The sequence below is a fragment of the Kitasatospora sp. HUAS MG31 genome (assembly GCF_040571325.1).
Classification (GTDB): domain Bacteria; phylum Actinomycetota; class Actinomycetes; order Streptomycetales; family Streptomycetaceae; genus Kitasatospora; species Kitasatospora camelliae.
This window is the reverse complement of the sequence record NZ_CP159872.1, coordinates 1691819-1706739: the sequence shown is the minus strand read 5'-3', so window position 1 is coordinate 1706739 and position 14921 is coordinate 1691819. Positions and strand designations below refer to the sequence as shown.

Here is a 14921-nt window from a genome sequence, read left to right as displayed (position 1 = left end):
ACCATCTCGGGCACCCCCACCTTCCTAGGAGTTCTCATGCGGCGTGGCATCGCGGCCTCCGCACTCGTTGCGGCTCTTGCAGTCACCCTTGCGGCCTGCGGCAGCAGTGGATCGGGCTCGGACGCCAAGGGCGACAGCGGTCCGGTCTCCATCACCTACTGGGACACCTCCAACGCCACCAACGAGGCGCCGAACTACCAGGAGCTGGTCAAGAAGTTCGAGGCCGCGAACCCGAACATCAAGGTCAACTTCGAAAACGTCCCGTTCGACCAGGCGCAGAACAAGCTGCAGACCGCCATGGGCGCCAAGGGCGCGCCGGACGTCTTCCGCGCCGAGGTCGGCTGGACCCCCGCGTTCGCCAAGGCCGGCTACCTGGAGCCCCTGGACGGCACCCCCGCGCTGTCCGACGTCTCCGCCTTCCAGCCGAACCTGATCCAGCAGGCCAAGTACGAGGGCAAGACCTACGGCGCCCCGCTGGTCACCGACACCCTCGGCCTGATGTACAACAAGGACCTGTTCGCGAAGGCCGGCATCACCAAGGCCCCCGCCACCTGGGACGAGCTGAAGACCGCCGCAGCCCAGATCAAGGAGAAGGCCGGCGTCGACGGCTTCTTCATGCGGGCCGGCGACGGCTACTTCGCGATGCCGTTCCTGTTCGGCGAGGGCACCAACATGGTGGACGCCGCGGGCAAGAAGGTCACGGTCAACTCCCCCGAGGCCGTCAAGGCGATCGAGACCTACAAGTCCCTGTTCACCGCGCCCGGCACCGCCAAGGCCGACGTGACCACCGACTCCTACGCCCACATGATGGACGCCTTCAACACCGGCAAGGTCGCGATGATCATCCAGGGTCCCTGGGAGATCACCAACGTCTACAAGGGCTCCGCCTTCGCCGACAAGAAGAACCTCGGCGTCGCCCCGGTCCCGGCCGGCTCCACCGGCAAGGCCGGCGCCCCGACCGGCGGCCACAACGTCTCGGTCTACGCCGGCTCCGACGCCGCCCACAAGGCCGCCGCCGAGAAGCTGGCCGGGTTCCTCACCTCCGCCGAGAGCCAGACCTTCCTCGCGCTGAAGAACTCCACCCTGCCCACCCGCGCCGACGCCTACACCGCCGAGGTCAAGGCCGACCCGGGCATCGCCGGCTACCAGGCCGTCCTGAGCGCCGCCCAGCCGCGCCCCGAGCTGCCGGAGTACAGCTCGCTGTTCGGCCCCTTCGGCACCAACCTGGGCAAGATCGTCCAGGGCCAGTCGGACACCAAGGCCGGCCTCGACGCCGCCGCCGTCGACTACGCGAAGCTCCTCCCGGGCTTCAGCAAGTAAGACCCCGAGCCGCTCGGCCCGCACCTGACAGGCGGGCCGGGCGGCCTCCGGCCGTCCCCAGGAACAGCAGTCGCCGACGCGAGGCGGCGGACCTCCCGAAAAGGTGTCAACAATGGCAGTCGCCGTGCAGGGCGCTCCCAGCCAGGGCAGCCGCGAGCGCTCACCGCGCCCGGGCCTCGTGGAGCGGGCGAAGCTCTCGTTCAGCAAGTACTGGTACGCGTACGCGATGATCGCGCCGGTGGTCGTCGTCCTCGGCGTCCTCGTCGGCTACCCGCTGGTCCAGGGCGTCTACTACACCCTGACGGACGCCAACAGCCTCAACGTCGGCCGCCAGATCGGCGTCAACCGGATCCCGGACAGCTACCACGTCGTCGGCCTGCACAACTACGCCGACGTCCTCTGGGGCCCGGGCTCCTACGACCGCTTCTGGTCCCACTTCATCTGGACCATCGTCTGGACCGCGCTCTGCGTCGTCCTGCACTACTCGATCGGCCTGGGCCTGGCCCTGCTGCTCAACCAGAAGATCCGCGGCCGCAGCTTCTACCGGATGCTGCTCATCCTCCCCTGGGCCGTGCCCACCTTCGTCACCGTCTTCTCCTGGCGCCTGATGCTCGCCGACGGCGGAGCCGTCAACGGCCTGCTCGGCGCGATCGGCCTGCCCGAACCCGCCTGGCTCTCCGAGCCGCTGGCCCAGAAGGCCGCCGCGATCCTCGTCAACACCTGGGTCGGCGTGCCGTTCATGATGATCTCGCTGCTCGGCGGCCTGCAGTCCATCCCGGCCGAGCTCTACGAGGCCTCGGAGATGGACGGCGCCTCCCGCTGGCAGCAGTTCCGCTACGTCACCCTGCCGGGCCTGCGCACCGTCAGCTCCACCGTCGTGCTGCTCGGCGTGATCTGGACCTTCAACCAGTTCGCGGTGATCTTCCTGCTCTTCGGCAACGGCGCCCCCGACGCCCAGATCCTCGTCACCTGGGCCTACCGCCTCGGCTTCGGCCAGATGCCCCGCGACTACGCGGTCTCCGCCACCTACGGCGTCCTGCTGCTGTCCATCCTGATCGTCTTCACCAGCTTCTACCGCCGTTGGCTGGCCCGCACCGAGCAGGCGAACGGATGACCACCGCCGCCACCGCTCCGCAGACCGGCGACCACGACGAGGCAGGGACCCCGATGACCGTCACCACCGAACGACCCGCCGCGCCCGCCCCCGCGGCACCCACGACCGCCAAGGTGCGCCGCCGCGGCGAGCGCTCGCCGCTGGCGACCGCGCTGCTGCACGGCGCGCTGGTCACCGCGAGCCTGATCGCGCTCTTCCCGGTCGTCTACATCGCCTTCGTCTCGCTCGGCCCCGACGAGATGGACTACCTGCACCCCGGCAACATCCTGGGCAAGGCCAGCCTGGCCAACTACACCAAGGTGCTCAACGAGACCGACTTCTTCTCCTGGTTCGGCAACTCGGTCATCGTCGCCGCCGGCACCACCCTGTTCGGCGTCATGGTCGCCGCCAGCACCGGCTACGCCGTCTCCCGGATGCGCTTCGCCGGCCACCGGCAGCTGATGTGGACCCTGCTGCTCACCCAGATGTTCCCGATCGCCGTCCTGATCGTCCCGATGTACACCATCCTCTCCAGCCTCCAGCTGCTGGACAGCTACCTCGGACTGATCCTGGTCTACGCCGGCACCACCGTGCCGTACTGCGCCTGGCTGCTGAAGGGCTACTTCGACACCATCCCGGTGGAGATCGACGAGGCCGGCCGGGTCGACGGGCTCTCCCCGTTCGGCACCTTCTGGCGGCTGATCCTGCCGCTGGCCCGCCCGGGTCTGGCCGTGGCCGCCTTCTACTCCTTCCTCACCGCCTGGGCCGAGGTGGCCTTCGCCTCCACCTTCCTGCTCAGCTCCGGCAAGTACACGCTCGCCGTCGGCCTGCAGACGTTCGTCAGCGAGCACGACCACCAGTGGAACCTGATGGCCGCGACCGCCGTGCTCATCGCGCTGCCCGCCGCGCTCGTCTTCTACCTGGTGCAGCGCCACCTGGTCACCGGTCTCACGGCCGGCGCGGCCAAGTCCTGACGCGAAGCCCCACCCGTATCCGTTCCCCGCGAGTCTCAAGGGATGACTGTTCAATGACCCAGAACCTGGCCGACGCCTCCCGCCCCGCCGCCGAGCCCATCGCGACGAACGGCGGCACGTCCAGAGGCTGGTGGCGCGACGCTGTCATCTACCAGGTCTACCCGCGCAGCTTCGCCGACGCGAACGGCGACGGCATGGGCGACCTGCCGGGGATCCGCAGTCGCCTGCCGTACCTGCGCGACCTGGGCGTGGACGCCGTCTGGCTGTCCCCGTTCTACGCCTCGCCGCAGGCGGACGCCGGCTACGACGTCGCCGACTACCGGGCGGTCGACCCGATGTTCGGCACCCTGCTGGACGCCGACGCGCTGATCCGCGACGCCCACCAGCTGGGCCTGCGGATCATCGTGGACCTCGTCCCCAACCACTCCTCCGACCAGCACGAGTGGTTCCAGCGCGCGCTGCGGGAGGGCCCCGGCTCCCCGCTGCGCGACCGCTACCACTTCCGCGCCGGCAAGGGCGAGACGGGCGAACTGCCGCCCAACGACTGGGAGTCCATCTTCGGCGGCCCGGCCTGGACCCGGACCACCGACCCGGACGGCACCCCCGGCGACTGGTACCTGCACCTGTTCGCCCCGGAGCAGCCCGACTTCAACTGGGAGAACCAGGCCGTCGCCGACGAGTTCCGCTCGATCCTGCGGTTCTGGCTCGACATGGGCGTGGACGGCTTCCGGATCGACGTCGCCCACGGCATGGTCAAGGCCCCCGGCCTGCCCGACCTCGGCGGCTCCGACCAGCTCAAGCTGCTCGGCAACGACGTGATGCCGTTCTTCGACCAGGACGGCGTGCACGCCATCTACCGCGCCTGGCGCAAGATCCTCGACGAGTACCCGGGCGACCGGATCGGCGTCGCCGAGGCCTGGACCCCGACCGTCCAGCGCACCGCCAACTACGTCCGCCCCGACGAGCTGCACCAGGCCTTCAACTTCCAGTACCTGGGCACCGACTGGGACGCCGCCGCGCTGCGCGAGGTGATCGACGTCTCGCTGGAGTCGATGCGCCCGGTCGGCGCCCCCACCACCTGGGTGCTCTCCAACCACGACGTCACCCGGCACGCCACCCGGTTCGCCAACCCGGCCGGCCTGGGCACCCAGATCCGCACCCCCGGCGACCGCGAGCTGGGTCTGCGCCGCGCCCGCGCCGCCTCCCTGCTGATGCTCGCCCTGCCCGGCTCGGCGTACGTCTACCAGGGCGAGGAGCTCGGCCTGCCGGACGTCACCGACCTCCCGGACGAGGTCCGCCAGGACCCCTCCTTCTTCCGCAAGGCCGGCCAGGACGGCTACCGCGACGGCTGCCGGGTGCCGATCCCGTGGTCCGGCACCGAGGCCCCGTACGGCTTCGGCCCCACCCCGGGCGGTCCCAGCTGGCTGCCGCAGCCCGCCGAGTGGGCCGGGCTGAGCGTCGAGGTCCAGAGCGGCGACCCGACCTCCACCCTGGAGCTGTACCGCTCCGCGCTGGCCGTCCGCCGCGAGCACCCCGCGCTCGGCGCCGGCACCGAGGTCGCGTGGCTGCCCAGCCCCGAGGGCGTGCTGGCCTTCCGCCGGGACAGTGCCGAAGGATCGTTCGTCTGCACCGTGAACGTCACCGGAGAGCCTGTCCGGATCACCACCCCCGGCCGTATCCTGCTGTCCTCCACCGATGCTGTCGCGGTGGACACGGAGACGGTGCTCCCGGCCGACAGCACCACGTGGTGGGCGGTCTGAGATGGTTGCAATAGGCTCTGGGATCGTGACTACGGCGCGACTCTCGGACATCGCGGCGCAGGCGGGGGTCAGCGAAGCCACCGTCAGCCGCGTACTCAACGGCAAGCCGGGGGTCTCCGCGACCACCCGGCAGACCGTGCTGGCCGCCCTCGACGTGCTCGGCTACGAGCGACCAACCCGCCTGCGCCAGCGCAGCGCGGGCCTGATCGGCCTGATCACCCCGGAGCTGAGCAACCCCATCTTCCCCGCGCTGGCCCAGGTGATAGAGCAGGTGCTGAGCCGGCACGGCTTCACGCCGGTGCTGTGCACCCAGACGCCCGGCGGTGCCACCGAGGACGAGCTGGTGGACATGCTGGTCGACCGCGGGGTGGCGGGCATCGTCTTCGCCTCCGGCCTGCACGCGGACACCACGGCCGACCACGACCGGTACGCCAAACTGACCGGCCGGCAGGTGCCGTTCGTCCTCATCAACGGGTACAGCGACCGGATCTCCGCGCCGTTCATCTCGCCGGACGACCGGTCGGCGATGTGGATGGCGGTCCAGCACCTGGCCGAACTCGGCCACGAGAAGATCGGCCTGGCCGTCGGGCCGCGCCGGTACGTCCCGGTGCTGCGGAAGATCGAGGGCTTCACGGCGGCCGTGCAGGAGCTGCTCGGCCGGACCCCCGAGGAGGCCCAGGAGCTCATCCACCACACGCTGTTCAGCGTGGAGGGCGGGCACGCCGCGGCCGGGGCGCTGCTCGACAAGGGCTGCACGGCGATCGTCTGCGGCAGCGACATGATGGCGCTGGGCGCGATAAGGGCGGTCCGGCAGCGCGGGCTGTCGGTGCCGCAGGACGTCTCGGTGGTCGGGTTCGACGACTCCCCGCTGATAGCGTTCACCGAGCCGCCGCTGACCACCGTGCGCCAGCCGGTCGAGGCGATGGCCACCGCCGCCGTCGACGCCCTCCTGGAGGAGGTCGGCGGAAACTCGGGCCAGCGCGCGGAGTTCATGTTCCAGCCGGAGCTGGTGATGCGCGGCTCCACCGGCGCCAACCCGCGCCAGTAGCGGCGGCCCAGGGCCGGCCGGCCACGCGAGCAGACGCCCCCGGAGGGTTCCAGAGCCCCTCCGGGGGCGTCGCGCTGTCCGGGGACGGGTCGGTTCCGGCGGCGCCGGCTCAGCCCTCCTGGGCGGTCGGCCGGGGACGGGTCGGTTCCGGCGGCGCCGGCTCAGCCCTCCTGGGCGGTCGGCCGGGGCCGGTCGAGGCGGGCGGCGTCGGAGGCGTCGCCGGTCCGTGCCTCGGTGCGGCGGCCGCGGGCCAGGTAGTCGCGGACGATCAGCTCCACGGCGTCCTGCGGGCTCTTCGTGCCGGACTGCAGCATCACCTCGATGGCCAGATCGGCGTCCAGGGATACGGTCACCTTGCCCATGGCGGCTCCTCGTTCGACGGGTGGGGGCAGCCTATGCCGCCGGGCACGGGCGCGGGCGGGGATCCGGGGGCTTCCCCGGGCCGAGGCGGTGGGCCGGCGCGGGAACGCCGAAGGGGCGTGTCGGGTGACACGCCCCTTCAGGCAACCGGTGGCGACGAACCGCTTCGCCGGGCCCGCCATCGCGCTGAGCGGCCTCGCCAGGCCGCTGGGCCCGGCGGAGCGGGGACCGCCGCCGGCGGCAGGATCGGATCCGGCCGGATCAGACGCGGCCGGCGAAGTCCGGGGCCCAGTTGGCGATGGTCTCGGTCTTCACGCCCGCACGCGGGTTGGCCGCCTCGACGTACTTGCCGCCGCCGATGTAGATCGCGACGTGGTAGACGCCGGAGTTGCGGCCGTTGTTGGACCAGAACAGCAGGTCGCCCGGCTGCAGGTTGTCCAGCGAGACGCGGGTCGCGTAGTCGGCCTGGTCGGAGGCGATCCGCGGCAGCGAGATGCCGGCCTGGCGGAAGGCCGCCTGGGTCAGGCCGGAGCAGTCCCAGCCGCCGTTGCTGCTGCCGCCGTAGACGTACGCCTGGCCGACCTTGGAGAGCGCGAAGTCGACCGCGGCCGCCTTGGAGCCGGTGGCCTTCTGGACGGCGGTGGCCGCCTTGGCCAGGTTCTGGCGGACGGTGGACCGGCTGGCGGTCCCGGTGGAGGAGCGCTCGGTGGTGCTCGGCCGGGGCGCCTCGGGCTTCGGGGTGGCCACGGCCTGGGTGCCGAGGTGGAGCTGCTGGCCCGGGTAGATCATGTCCGGGCCCTCGGTCAGGATCGACCGGTTGAGCTCGTACAGCTTCTGCCAGCCGCCCTCGACGTGGTGCTCGCGGGCGATGGTGGAGAGCCAGTCGCCGGAGACCACGGTGTAGGTCTCGTCCGCCTTCGGGGCCTCGGCCTTGGGGGCCTGGGCCTGGGGCGCGGCGGCCTTGGGGGCCTCCTGCTTCGGGGCGGTGCGCTGCGGGGCCGCGGGGGCCTTGGGCGCGGCCGGACGGGCCTCGGAGCGGGAGGCGGCGGGGGCGGCGGTGTCGACCTGGGCGGGGGCGCCGCCCTTGGTCAGACCGGCCTTGACCGAGCAGACCGGCCAGGCGCCGGGGCCCTGGGAGGCCAGCACCTTCTCGGCGACGGATATCTGCTGGGCCTTGGTGGCCTGGTTGGCCTGCGGGGCGTAGGCGTGGCCGCCGTACGCCGCCCAGGTGCTGGAGGTGAACTGGAGTCCGCCGTAGAACCCGTTTCCGGTGTTGATGGACCAGTTGCCGCTGGACTCGCACTGGGCGACCTTGTCCCAGGTGGAGACGTCCGCGGCGGAGGCGGAACCGGCGGCGAGGGCGGGGATCGTGAGGCCGATGCCGACCACACCGGTGGTGGCGATGAGGCGGCGGGCGCGCTTGGAGGCGCTGGTGGGCAGCATGAGAACGCGTTCCTCTCCCACGCCTGCGAGGTGAGCTGTCGGATTCGGGCTGGAGTTGCCCGGCCGTGCGCTGCACGGCTTCACCCCTAGCCCCGGAGCGGTCGTGGACCTCTCCCGGGCGACTTACCTGGTTCCCCCGCTCCTGCCGGTGGTGCTTTGAGCGCTGCCAGTCCGACCGCCGGCAGGACTCGGCGTTCCGGACGAACTGGGTCCGTGTGACCACGAACGTGGCAGCACGTTAGACGCCGTTCGATTGAAACTGCAAACAGATGTGATCTGCCTCACGCACGGATTCCGAACGCTTTTGACCGATATCGAGCAAAGCCCTTGGTGGGGAGGGGAGCTGCCTATCCTTCAGGAAAACGGTGGATGCCCGGTCCGGGGGAGGGTTTTCCGATCATGGAGCATGACGAGAGACCGTCGGAGTCGCCGAATCGGCGACCTGTCAGCCGCCGCCGCGTCAGTCGCCGTGCGCTGCTCGGCTGGCTGGGGGTGACCGGTGCCGCGGCCGCCGTCGGCGGCCGGGAACTCCTCAGGCGAAACCTGGACGATCCGGGCACAACGGCCACGGGTGCGGTGGCCCAGGCGGGCCCGCCACCCGTCCACCAGCACTCCGGCGGAGCGTCTCCGGAAACCGGAGCGCCTACGAACGACCCTCCCCCCGTGGTGGATTCGGGCGGCCGACCCTGGTCCGACCCGGCCGGCTGGAAGGGGTGGGCGCCCGACCCGAAGAGCGCCGTGCGGATCTCCGACAAGGTCCTGCTGGACGTGGACGCCGCGGTCGGTTCGCTGGTGATCGAGCCCGGCGGCTCGCTGATGTTCGCCCCCGACCGCTCGATCACCCTCGCCTCGACCGGCAACGTCGAGGTCCGCGGCATCCTCGCGCTGGCCCCTGACGGCGCCGCGGTGCACACCCTGCGCTTTCCCTCCGTGGACGAACGACGCTTCCAGGGCGGCGGGATGACCGTGGTCGACACCGACACCGGCCTGTGGGTCACCGGCTCCGGCTACCTCCGGCTGGACGGCGCCGCCAAGACCGCCTGGGTCCGCGCGGCCGACACCCTCAAGGCCGGGGACACCGCGATCGCCCTCGCCGCCGAGCCCGCCGGCTGGCAGGTCGGCGACGAACTGGCCGTCACCCCGACCGGCACACCGGACAAAGAGGACTTCTCCGCCCAATACGACCTGCGGACCGTGACCGCGGTCGACGGCACCACCGTCACCCTGGACCGTCCGCTGGCGTACGCCCACCCCCGGGTCGCCGCCGGCGGCGGGCTGACCCTCGGCGCCGAGGTGCTGAACCTGACCCGCAGCGTCCGCGTCGAGGGCACCCCCGACGGCCGCGCCCACGTCCACCTGACCGGCTCCCGCCGCTCGGACGTCCGGCACGCCGCACTGCGCTGGATGGGCCCGCGCAAGCCCGGCAGGGAGACCTGGGCCGGCGCCCCGGTCACCGAGGCCGTCCTCGGCCGGTACGGGCTGCACTTCCACATGCTGGCCGGCTCCAGCCGCGGCACGGTGGTCGAGGGCGTGGTGGTCCGCGACACCGGCAGCCACGCCTTCGTCCCGCACGCCAGCCACGGCATCACCTTCCGCAGCTGCATCAGCCACGACACCTGGGAGGACGCCTACTGGTGGGACGGGCCGATCGACACCCGCACCCCGCAGGGCCCCTCCGACGACATCGCCTACGAGTCCTGCGTGGCCTCCCGGACGCGGCTCGAACCCAACCCTCGGGCCTACCGGCTGACCGGCTTCAGCCTCGGCGCGGGCAAGGGCGGAGTGGCCCGGGACTGCGTGGCCGTCGGCGTCCAGGGCGCCACCGGCGCCTCCGGCTACGAGTGGCCCGAGACCAGCGAGGGCGTCTGGACCTTCGAGCGCTGCCTCGCCCACAACAACCTGCAGAACGGCATCTTCGTCTGGCTCAACGCCGAACACCACCACACCGTCACCCAGTTCGCCGCGTACCACAACGGCGGCTGGGGCATCGAGCACGGCGCGTACCTCAACGACTTCGACTACACCGCGAGCGTGCTGTACGGCAACGCCGCCGGGGGAGTGGCCGTCCACGCGCTCGGACGGGACAAGGGCACGGTCTTCGACGGCCTGCTGATCGACGCGGCCGGCCAGTCGGACTACGCGGTCGCCACCGCCAAGCACCAGCTGGCCGGAGAGCCGGTGACGATCGGTCGGTGCCGGCTGACGGGGTATCGCAAGGCGGGGATCGCGTTCCGCGCGACGCGGGACGGGCAGCCGGACGACGTCCTGGTGCTGGACTGCGAGTTCGGCGGCGAGGAGGTGTGGCTGGACCCGCAGGCGGGGGAACCCAAGCGGATCCTCCTGCGGCGGCCCGGCCAGAAGGAGGCGACCACCATCGCCCACGCCTCCGGCAGCGCGGCCCCCGCCCCGGTGGACCTCCCGGCCGGCCCCCGGAAGCCGGTCACGCCGGCCCTGACGTTCACCTCGGCGGCGGCCGGGACCTCCCGGCTGGGGTAGCCGGGTTCACGGGTAGCCGGGTCGGCACAGAAAGGGGCGCGTGGGGGCACCTCCCAGCCGCCAAGGCCGGGGGAGAACTGCGCGAGACGGGAGGGCTCTACGTGAGCCTTCCTCCGTTTTGCGCAGTTCCCCGCGCCCCTGTGGTCAACCGGTTGCGCCGGTTTGTGCCCTGGGGGTGCCGGTGCCGTCAGGCTTCCTGGTCGGCCGGGGGCTCCTCCGGCTGGGGCCGGGGGATGACGGCCATGTAGGTGGAGGCGATCAGCTGGCCGACGGTCGGGTAGGCGCCCAGCGGGGCGGCGCTCGGGCAGCCGGTCTCCTCGGCGGCGGCCGCCAGCAGCTCGGCGTCGGCCTCCGGGCCGATCACCAGGGGTGCCAGCGCGGGCTGCTGGGATCCGGTCGCCTTGAGGTGCTCGACGGCCGCGGCCACCGACCCGGGCACGTCCAGCGCCGCGGCCACCACCGGCACGGCGAGCCGCGCGGCGAGCAGCACACCGGTGATCCCGGCGGCCGCGGCCGCCTCCTCACCGCCGACGGTGGTCAGCACCACGCCGTCGGCGGCGGTGGTGATGGCGAACAGGCGCGCACGGTCCGCACGGGCCAGGCCCGCCTCGGACAGCCGCACGTGGACGGCCTCGGCGAGCAGGGGGTGCGGGCCGAGCGCCTCGGTGAGGACGGCGCCGCTCTCGGCGGCGAGGTGCTGCAGCTCGGCGAGGTAGCCGTGCGGGCCGGGCAGCAGCGGCACCAGGACGGGGGCGGGCAGGCCCGCCTCGGCGGCGGCGGCCAGCAGGCCGGCGACGGTGGGGGAGTCGTCCCCCTCGCTCGCCAGGTACGCGGCGGTGATCTCGATGCCCGGCTGCTCGCCGCGGACGATGGAGAGCAGTTCGTCCACGATCGGACGGGTCTCCGGTCCGGCGGTCGCGGGCACGGCCAGCACCAGGGCCGGGGATCCGGCCGGGATCTCGGGGCGCTCGGGACGGCGGTGGCGCCCCCGCGCACGGGAGCCTGGCTGGCGGACGGGCAGTGGCGCGCCCGGGATGGCTGCGGTGCTCATGGCGGAGATCGTAGGACATCCGGCCGGGGTGCCTGCAGTCGGATCCCAGGAGTGGACGCATTGTGACAAAGGAGTGACGCGGCTCACAGGGTCCGGCGTGACTGCGCGTGAGCCGATTCGAGGGGTTCGAAGATCGACAACGCGCTGGCCGCCGGGCACGCTCGGTCACCGCCGGCTCGGCGATTCCGGCCGCTATGTCCGGTTACGTGTCGTCAACTATGCACGTGTGGGCCCGATTTGGCAGAGAAATGCACGCGCAGTGTCCCGTGCTGATGCACGTGCACCCGAGTTATCATCACGTCAAGTGAGGTAATCGCCATCGCTCCTGGGGAGAAACTGATGCGTGAGGCGTACAACGGCATGGCGGCTGCGGACCTCGACGGAGCGGTCTGGCAGAAGAGTCGGCACAGCAATTCGCAGGGGAACTGCGTGGAGTTCGCGGCCCTGCCCGGGGGTGAGGTCGCGATGCGGAACTCGCGCTATCCGGACGGACCCGCCTTGGTCTATACCAGGGCCGAGATAGCCGCGATGCTGCTCGGCGCCAAGGACGGGGAGTTCGATCATCTGGCGGTATGACGCGACGTCAGTCCGCCTGGTTCCAGGCCGTCGTGAGGGTTGACGCTCCGCGGCGGCCTCTGTCGTCTCCGCGTCTTCTCCGCCGCCGTCGGCGGTCGCGGGACGGCCTCCGGTGCTCGCGGGACGTTCGCAGGCAGGTGCAGGTGTGGGCAGGCAGGGGGGAGCGGGCTCAGGCCGACCGGCGGTGCCGGCCGGCGGACTCCTCGGAGGTGGCGTCGAAGAGCGCCCACACCACCTTGCCGGCGCCGGCCAGCGGGTGCCAGCCCCAGGAGCGGCTGAAGGAGTCGACCAGGTGCAGACCGCGGCCGGACTCGGCGACGAAGTCGGCCTCGCGGGCGACCGGGCCGAGGCTGCTGGGATCGCTGACCGCGCAGACCACCTGCGGGGCGCGGTGCACCAGGCTTATCCGGATCGGGAGGGCGGCGGCCAGCACGGAGTCGGCGACCTGCCGCGGACCCGGCTGTATCGGCAGCCGTACGGGGTCGGGCGAGGTGCCGAGGGCGTGCCGGAGGGCGTTGGTCACCAGCTCGGAGGCGACCAGGGCGACGTCGTCGAAGAGCTCGCCGAGCCCCCAGCCGTTCAGGGTGGATCTCGCGAACTCACGTGCGGTGCGCACGGCTTCGAAGCGGGGAGCGAGGGTACAGCTGACCACGTACGGGTCGGTCGCCAGTGCCGTACCGGTGCTCATGAAGAGCTCCTCCCATAAGGGGGCGGACACGGCGGGACCCACCGGGGTCATGCCGGTCACCTCCGACTCGCTCGGCCGCGCGACCCCTCCTCGACGACCCACTCGCGCACACGAGAACCCAGCGGCGCGGGGACGCCGCCGGGACGGTGTGCGGGGTCGCGCGTGGGGTCGACGCGGTGTCCGCGGGATTGCCAAGGGGTGTGCAGGTGCACGTGCACCATGGTCCTCTGCGCCCACTGCAGATGCAAGAGTCGATTCACGTGCAGTCGCACTATTGGCATATGCATGAGGCGGATGCACGTGCAAGATGGTGGATGTGATGCAGAACCGGTAGATCGTTGCGCCAGTACAGGCACCGAGAGCGCTCAACTGATGGCAGACTGTGCCGTGTTTGAACAAGCTGGAGGTTAGGACCGCATGACCACAGTTCAGCCCGGCGGGGGCTCGATGGTGCGCCGGATCCTCCTCGGCTCCCAGCTGCGCCGGCTCCGCGAGGGCTGCGCCATCACCCGTGAGGACGCCGGGTACGCGATCCGTGCCTCCGAGTCGAAGATCAGCCGTATGGAGCTCGGCCGGGTCAGCTTCAAGGAGCGCGACGTGGCCGACCTGCTCAGCCTCTACGGCGTGCACGACGGGGTGGAGCGCGAGGCGCTGCTGGGCCTGGTCCGCGAGGCCAACAAGTCCGGCTGGTGGCACAGTTTCAACGACGTCCTGCCGGGCTGGTTCCAGACGTACATCGGGCTGGAGGAGGCGGCGGCCCTGATCCGGACGTACGAGGTGCAGTTCATCCCCGGGCTGCTGCAGTGCGAGTCCTACGCGCGGGCGATCTTCGGGCAGAGCCGCCCGGTGCTCTCCGGCGCCGAGCTGGAGCGCCGGGTCAACCTCCGGATGCGCCGGCAGAAGCTGCTGACCGACGGGCAGGGCCCGCGGCTGTGGGCGGTCATCGACGAGGCGGCGCTGCGCCGGCCGGTCGGCGGTCCCGAGGTGATGCGCGAGCAGGTCCAGCACCTGATCGACATGGCCCGGCGGCCCAACGTGGTCATCCAGGTCATGCCGTTCCGCTTCGGCGCCCACGCGGGCGAGAGCGGCGCCTTCTCGATCCTGCGCTTCCCCGAGCAGGACCTCGCCGACGTGGTCTACCTGGAGCAGCTCACCAGCGCCCTCTACCTGGACAAGCGCGACGACGTGGACGCGTACGTGCAGGTGATGGAGCGGCTCTGCGTGGACAGCCTCACCCCGGACCAGACCGCCGACCTGCTCGGCGCCATCCTCAAGGGCTGACGGCCCGTCGGATTTCCCCCGGTCAGATCCTGGCCGGGGGATGCGGGCGCTCCGGCGCCCGGGGGAGCGGCGGGACGCCCAGCTCCCAGGGGAGTGCGTACCGGGCGAACAGGTCGGCCCGGATCGGCGGCAGCGGGGTCGCCGCCCCCGGCAGCAGGACGCCGATGCACCCGCCCATCAGCGCACTGCGCAGCACGGCGTGCTCGGCCGCCGGGTCTGGGGCGCCCCAGTCGCTGAGCAGTCCGCGCAGGATCGCCCCCAGCCGCTGCTGCTCCGGGTCCTGGATGAAGGCGCCGACGTCCGGGTCGAGGATCAGCGCCAAGTGCGAGCGCATCACCCGCGGGTGCTCCATGGCCAGCAGCAGGACGGCGTCGATGGCCCGGGCCAGCCGGGCGTCCGGCGAGGAGCCGGCCGGCAGCTCCGCCAGGGCGGCGTCGAGCGTCAGGTGCATCAGCCGGTGGGTGGCCGACTGCATCAACAGCCGTTTGCCGTCGAAGTAGTAGGAGACGAGACCGCGGGCCAGACCGGCCCGCTCGGCTATGTCGCCCAGCGTGGTGCCGGCGTATCCGCACTGGTCCACGAGTTCCACGGTGGCCCGCATGAGGCGGCGGCGGGAGCGTTCGCGCATCTCCTCATTGACCGATTCCCCGCGAGGTGCCATCGTGTCTGCTCCGTACGTTCGTTGGCTCCCGGCCAATATACTGTCCGGGTTCGCCCGACGTACGGCCGTACCTGAGAACATCCCAGGTCCGGGCCGTGAACGGCGCGGTACGGAAGGGCCCGGCTCCACCAACACGGGGGTTTGGTGGAGACGGGCCCGACCCGTCGGCG

At 71.8% G+C, this 14921-nt stretch carries 13 protein-coding genes and 1 riboswitch; of the genes, 8 read left to right on the top strand and 5 right to left on the bottom strand.

Annotation, left to right across the window (positions count from 1 at the left end):
* Positions 1–36: 36 nt before the first annotated feature.
* The 5 genes from ABWK59_RS08025 (at position 37) to ABWK59_RS08005 (ending at position 6195) form a co-directional block, all read left to right on the top strand.
* Positions 37–1320 (top strand): extracellular solute-binding protein, encoded by a 1284-nt coding sequence (locus ABWK59_RS08025; RefSeq protein WP_354639117.1) that lies wholly within the window; start codon positions 37–39, stop codon positions 1318–1320.
* 112 nt (positions 1321–1432) lie between these two features.
* The gene (locus tag ABWK59_RS08020) at positions 1433–2434 is read left to right on the top strand and encodes a carbohydrate ABC transporter permease (protein WP_354639115.1); all 1002 of its coding nucleotides are present in this window, start codon (positions 1433–1435) and stop codon (positions 2432–2434) included.
* A 53-nt stretch (positions 2435–2487) separates the two neighbouring features.
* Positions 2488–3387 carry a sugar ABC transporter permease gene (locus ABWK59_RS08015; RefSeq protein WP_354644861.1) on the top strand — a complete coding sequence of 300 codons (900 nt, stop codon included), beginning with the start codon at positions 2488–2490 and terminating at the stop codon, positions 3385–3387.
* A gap of 53 nt (positions 3388–3440) precedes the next feature.
* Positions 3441–5147 carry a glycoside hydrolase family 13 protein gene (locus ABWK59_RS08010; protein WP_354639113.1) on the top strand — a complete coding sequence of 569 codons (1707 nt, stop codon included), beginning with the start codon at positions 3441–3443 and terminating at the stop codon, positions 5145–5147.
* Between the two features lies 1 nt (position 5148).
* Complete coding sequence (locus tag ABWK59_RS08005; protein ID WP_354639112.1) at positions 5149–6195, top strand: LacI family DNA-binding transcriptional regulator; 1047 nt, start codon at positions 5149–5151, stop codon at positions 6193–6195.
* A 161-nt stretch (positions 6196–6356) separates the two neighbouring features.
* Here ABWK59_RS08005 and ABWK59_RS08000 read toward each other — a convergent pair whose 3' ends face one another.
* On the bottom strand, positions 6357–6557 hold the full coding sequence (locus ABWK59_RS08000) for a hypothetical protein (protein ID WP_354639111.1): 201 nt from the start codon (positions 6555–6557) through the stop codon (positions 6357–6359).
* 259 nt (positions 6558–6816) lie between these two features.
* Positions 6817–7998, bottom strand: coding sequence for a transglycosylase family protein (locus ABWK59_RS07995; RefSeq protein ID WP_354639110.1), 1182 nt, complete (start codon positions 7996–7998; stop codon positions 6817–6819).
* A 7-nt stretch (positions 7999–8005) separates the two neighbouring features.
* Positions 8006–8171: riboswitch (cyclic di-AMP (ydaO/yuaA leader) on the bottom strand.
* A gap of 490 nt (positions 8172–8661) precedes the next feature.
* Between ABWK59_RS07995 and ABWK59_RS07990 the strand changes: the two genes are divergently transcribed.
* Entirely contained in the window at positions 8662–10494 is a 1833-nt protein-coding gene (locus ABWK59_RS07990) for a hypothetical protein (RefSeq protein ID WP_354639108.1), read from the top strand.
* 187 nt (positions 10495–10681) lie between these two features.
* Here the strand turns inward: ABWK59_RS07990 and ABWK59_RS07985 are convergent, their stop codons facing one another.
* Positions 10682–11545: a hypothetical protein gene (locus ABWK59_RS07985; protein WP_354639106.1), complete on the bottom strand. Its 864-nt coding sequence runs from the start codon at positions 11543–11545 to the stop codon at positions 10682–10684.
* Between the two features lie 339 nt (positions 11546–11884).
* On the opposite strand from ABWK59_RS07985, the gene ABWK59_RS07980 reads away from it, so the two are divergent.
* The gene (locus tag ABWK59_RS07980; protein ID WP_354639104.1) at positions 11885–12121 is read left to right on the top strand and encodes a DUF397 domain-containing protein; all 237 of its coding nucleotides are present in this window, start codon (positions 11885–11887) and stop codon (positions 12119–12121) included.
* 169 nt (positions 12122–12290) lie between these two features.
* Here the strand turns inward: ABWK59_RS07980 and ABWK59_RS07975 are convergent, their stop codons facing one another.
* A complete protein-coding gene (locus tag ABWK59_RS07975; protein WP_354639102.1) occupies positions 12291–12809 on the bottom strand; it encodes an ATP-binding protein in 519 nt (172 codons plus the stop codon).
* A 417-nt stretch (positions 12810–13226) separates the two neighbouring features.
* On the opposite strand from ABWK59_RS07975, the gene ABWK59_RS07970 reads away from it, so the two are divergent.
* Positions 13227–14090 (top strand): helix-turn-helix domain-containing protein, encoded by an 864-nt coding sequence (locus ABWK59_RS07970; protein WP_354639100.1) that lies wholly within the window; start codon positions 13227–13229, stop codon positions 14088–14090.
* A gap of 22 nt (positions 14091–14112) precedes the next feature.
* Here the strand turns inward: ABWK59_RS07970 and ABWK59_RS07965 are convergent, their stop codons facing one another.
* Complete coding sequence (locus ABWK59_RS07965; protein WP_354639098.1) at positions 14113–14718, bottom strand: TetR/AcrR family transcriptional regulator; 606 nt, start codon at positions 14716–14718, stop codon at positions 14113–14115.
* Between the last annotated feature and the right edge of the window lie 203 nt (positions 14719–14921).

Excerpts from the sequence above, each read along its gene's own strand:
- ABWK59_RS08025 (WP_354639117.1), top strand. The coding sequence starts at position 37 with ATGCGGCGTGGCATCGCGGCCTCCGCACTCGTTGCGGCTCTTGCAGTC.
- ABWK59_RS08020 (WP_354639115.1), top strand. The coding sequence starts at position 1,433 with ATGGCAGTCGCCGTGCAGGGCGCTCCCAGCCAGGGCAGCCGCGAGCGC.
- ABWK59_RS08015 (WP_354644861.1), top strand. The coding sequence starts at position 2,488 with ATGACCGTCACCACCGAACGACCCGCCGCGCCCGCCCCCGCGGCACCC.
- ABWK59_RS08010 (WP_354639113.1), top strand. The coding sequence starts at position 3,441 with ATGACCCAGAACCTGGCCGACGCCTCCCGCCCCGCCGCCGAGCCCATC.
- ABWK59_RS08005 (WP_354639112.1), top strand. The coding sequence starts at position 5,149 with ATGGTTGCAATAGGCTCTGGGATCGTGACTACGGCGCGACTCTCGGAC.
- ABWK59_RS08000 (WP_354639111.1), bottom strand. The coding sequence starts at position 6,557 with ATGGGCAAGGTGACCGTATCCCTGGACGCCGATCTGGCCATCGAGGTG.
- ABWK59_RS07995 (WP_354639110.1), bottom strand. The coding sequence starts at position 7,998 with ATGCTGCCCACCAGCGCCTCCAAGCGCGCCCGCCGCCTCATCGCCACC.
- ABWK59_RS07985 (WP_354639106.1), bottom strand. The coding sequence starts at position 11,545 with ATGAGCACCGCAGCCATCCCGGGCGCGCCACTGCCCGTCCGCCAGCCA.
- ABWK59_RS07980 (WP_354639104.1), top strand. The coding sequence starts at position 11,885 with ATGCGTGAGGCGTACAACGGCATGGCGGCTGCGGACCTCGACGGAGCG.
- ABWK59_RS07975 (WP_354639102.1), bottom strand. The coding sequence starts at position 12,809 with ATGAGCACCGGTACGGCACTGGCGACCGACCCGTACGTGGTCAGCTGT.
- ABWK59_RS07970 (WP_354639100.1), top strand. The coding sequence starts at position 13,227 with ATGACCACAGTTCAGCCCGGCGGGGGCTCGATGGTGCGCCGGATCCTC.
- ABWK59_RS07965 (WP_354639098.1), bottom strand. The coding sequence starts at position 14,718 with ATGCGCGAACGCTCCCGCCGCCGCCTCATGCGGGCCACCGTGGAACTC.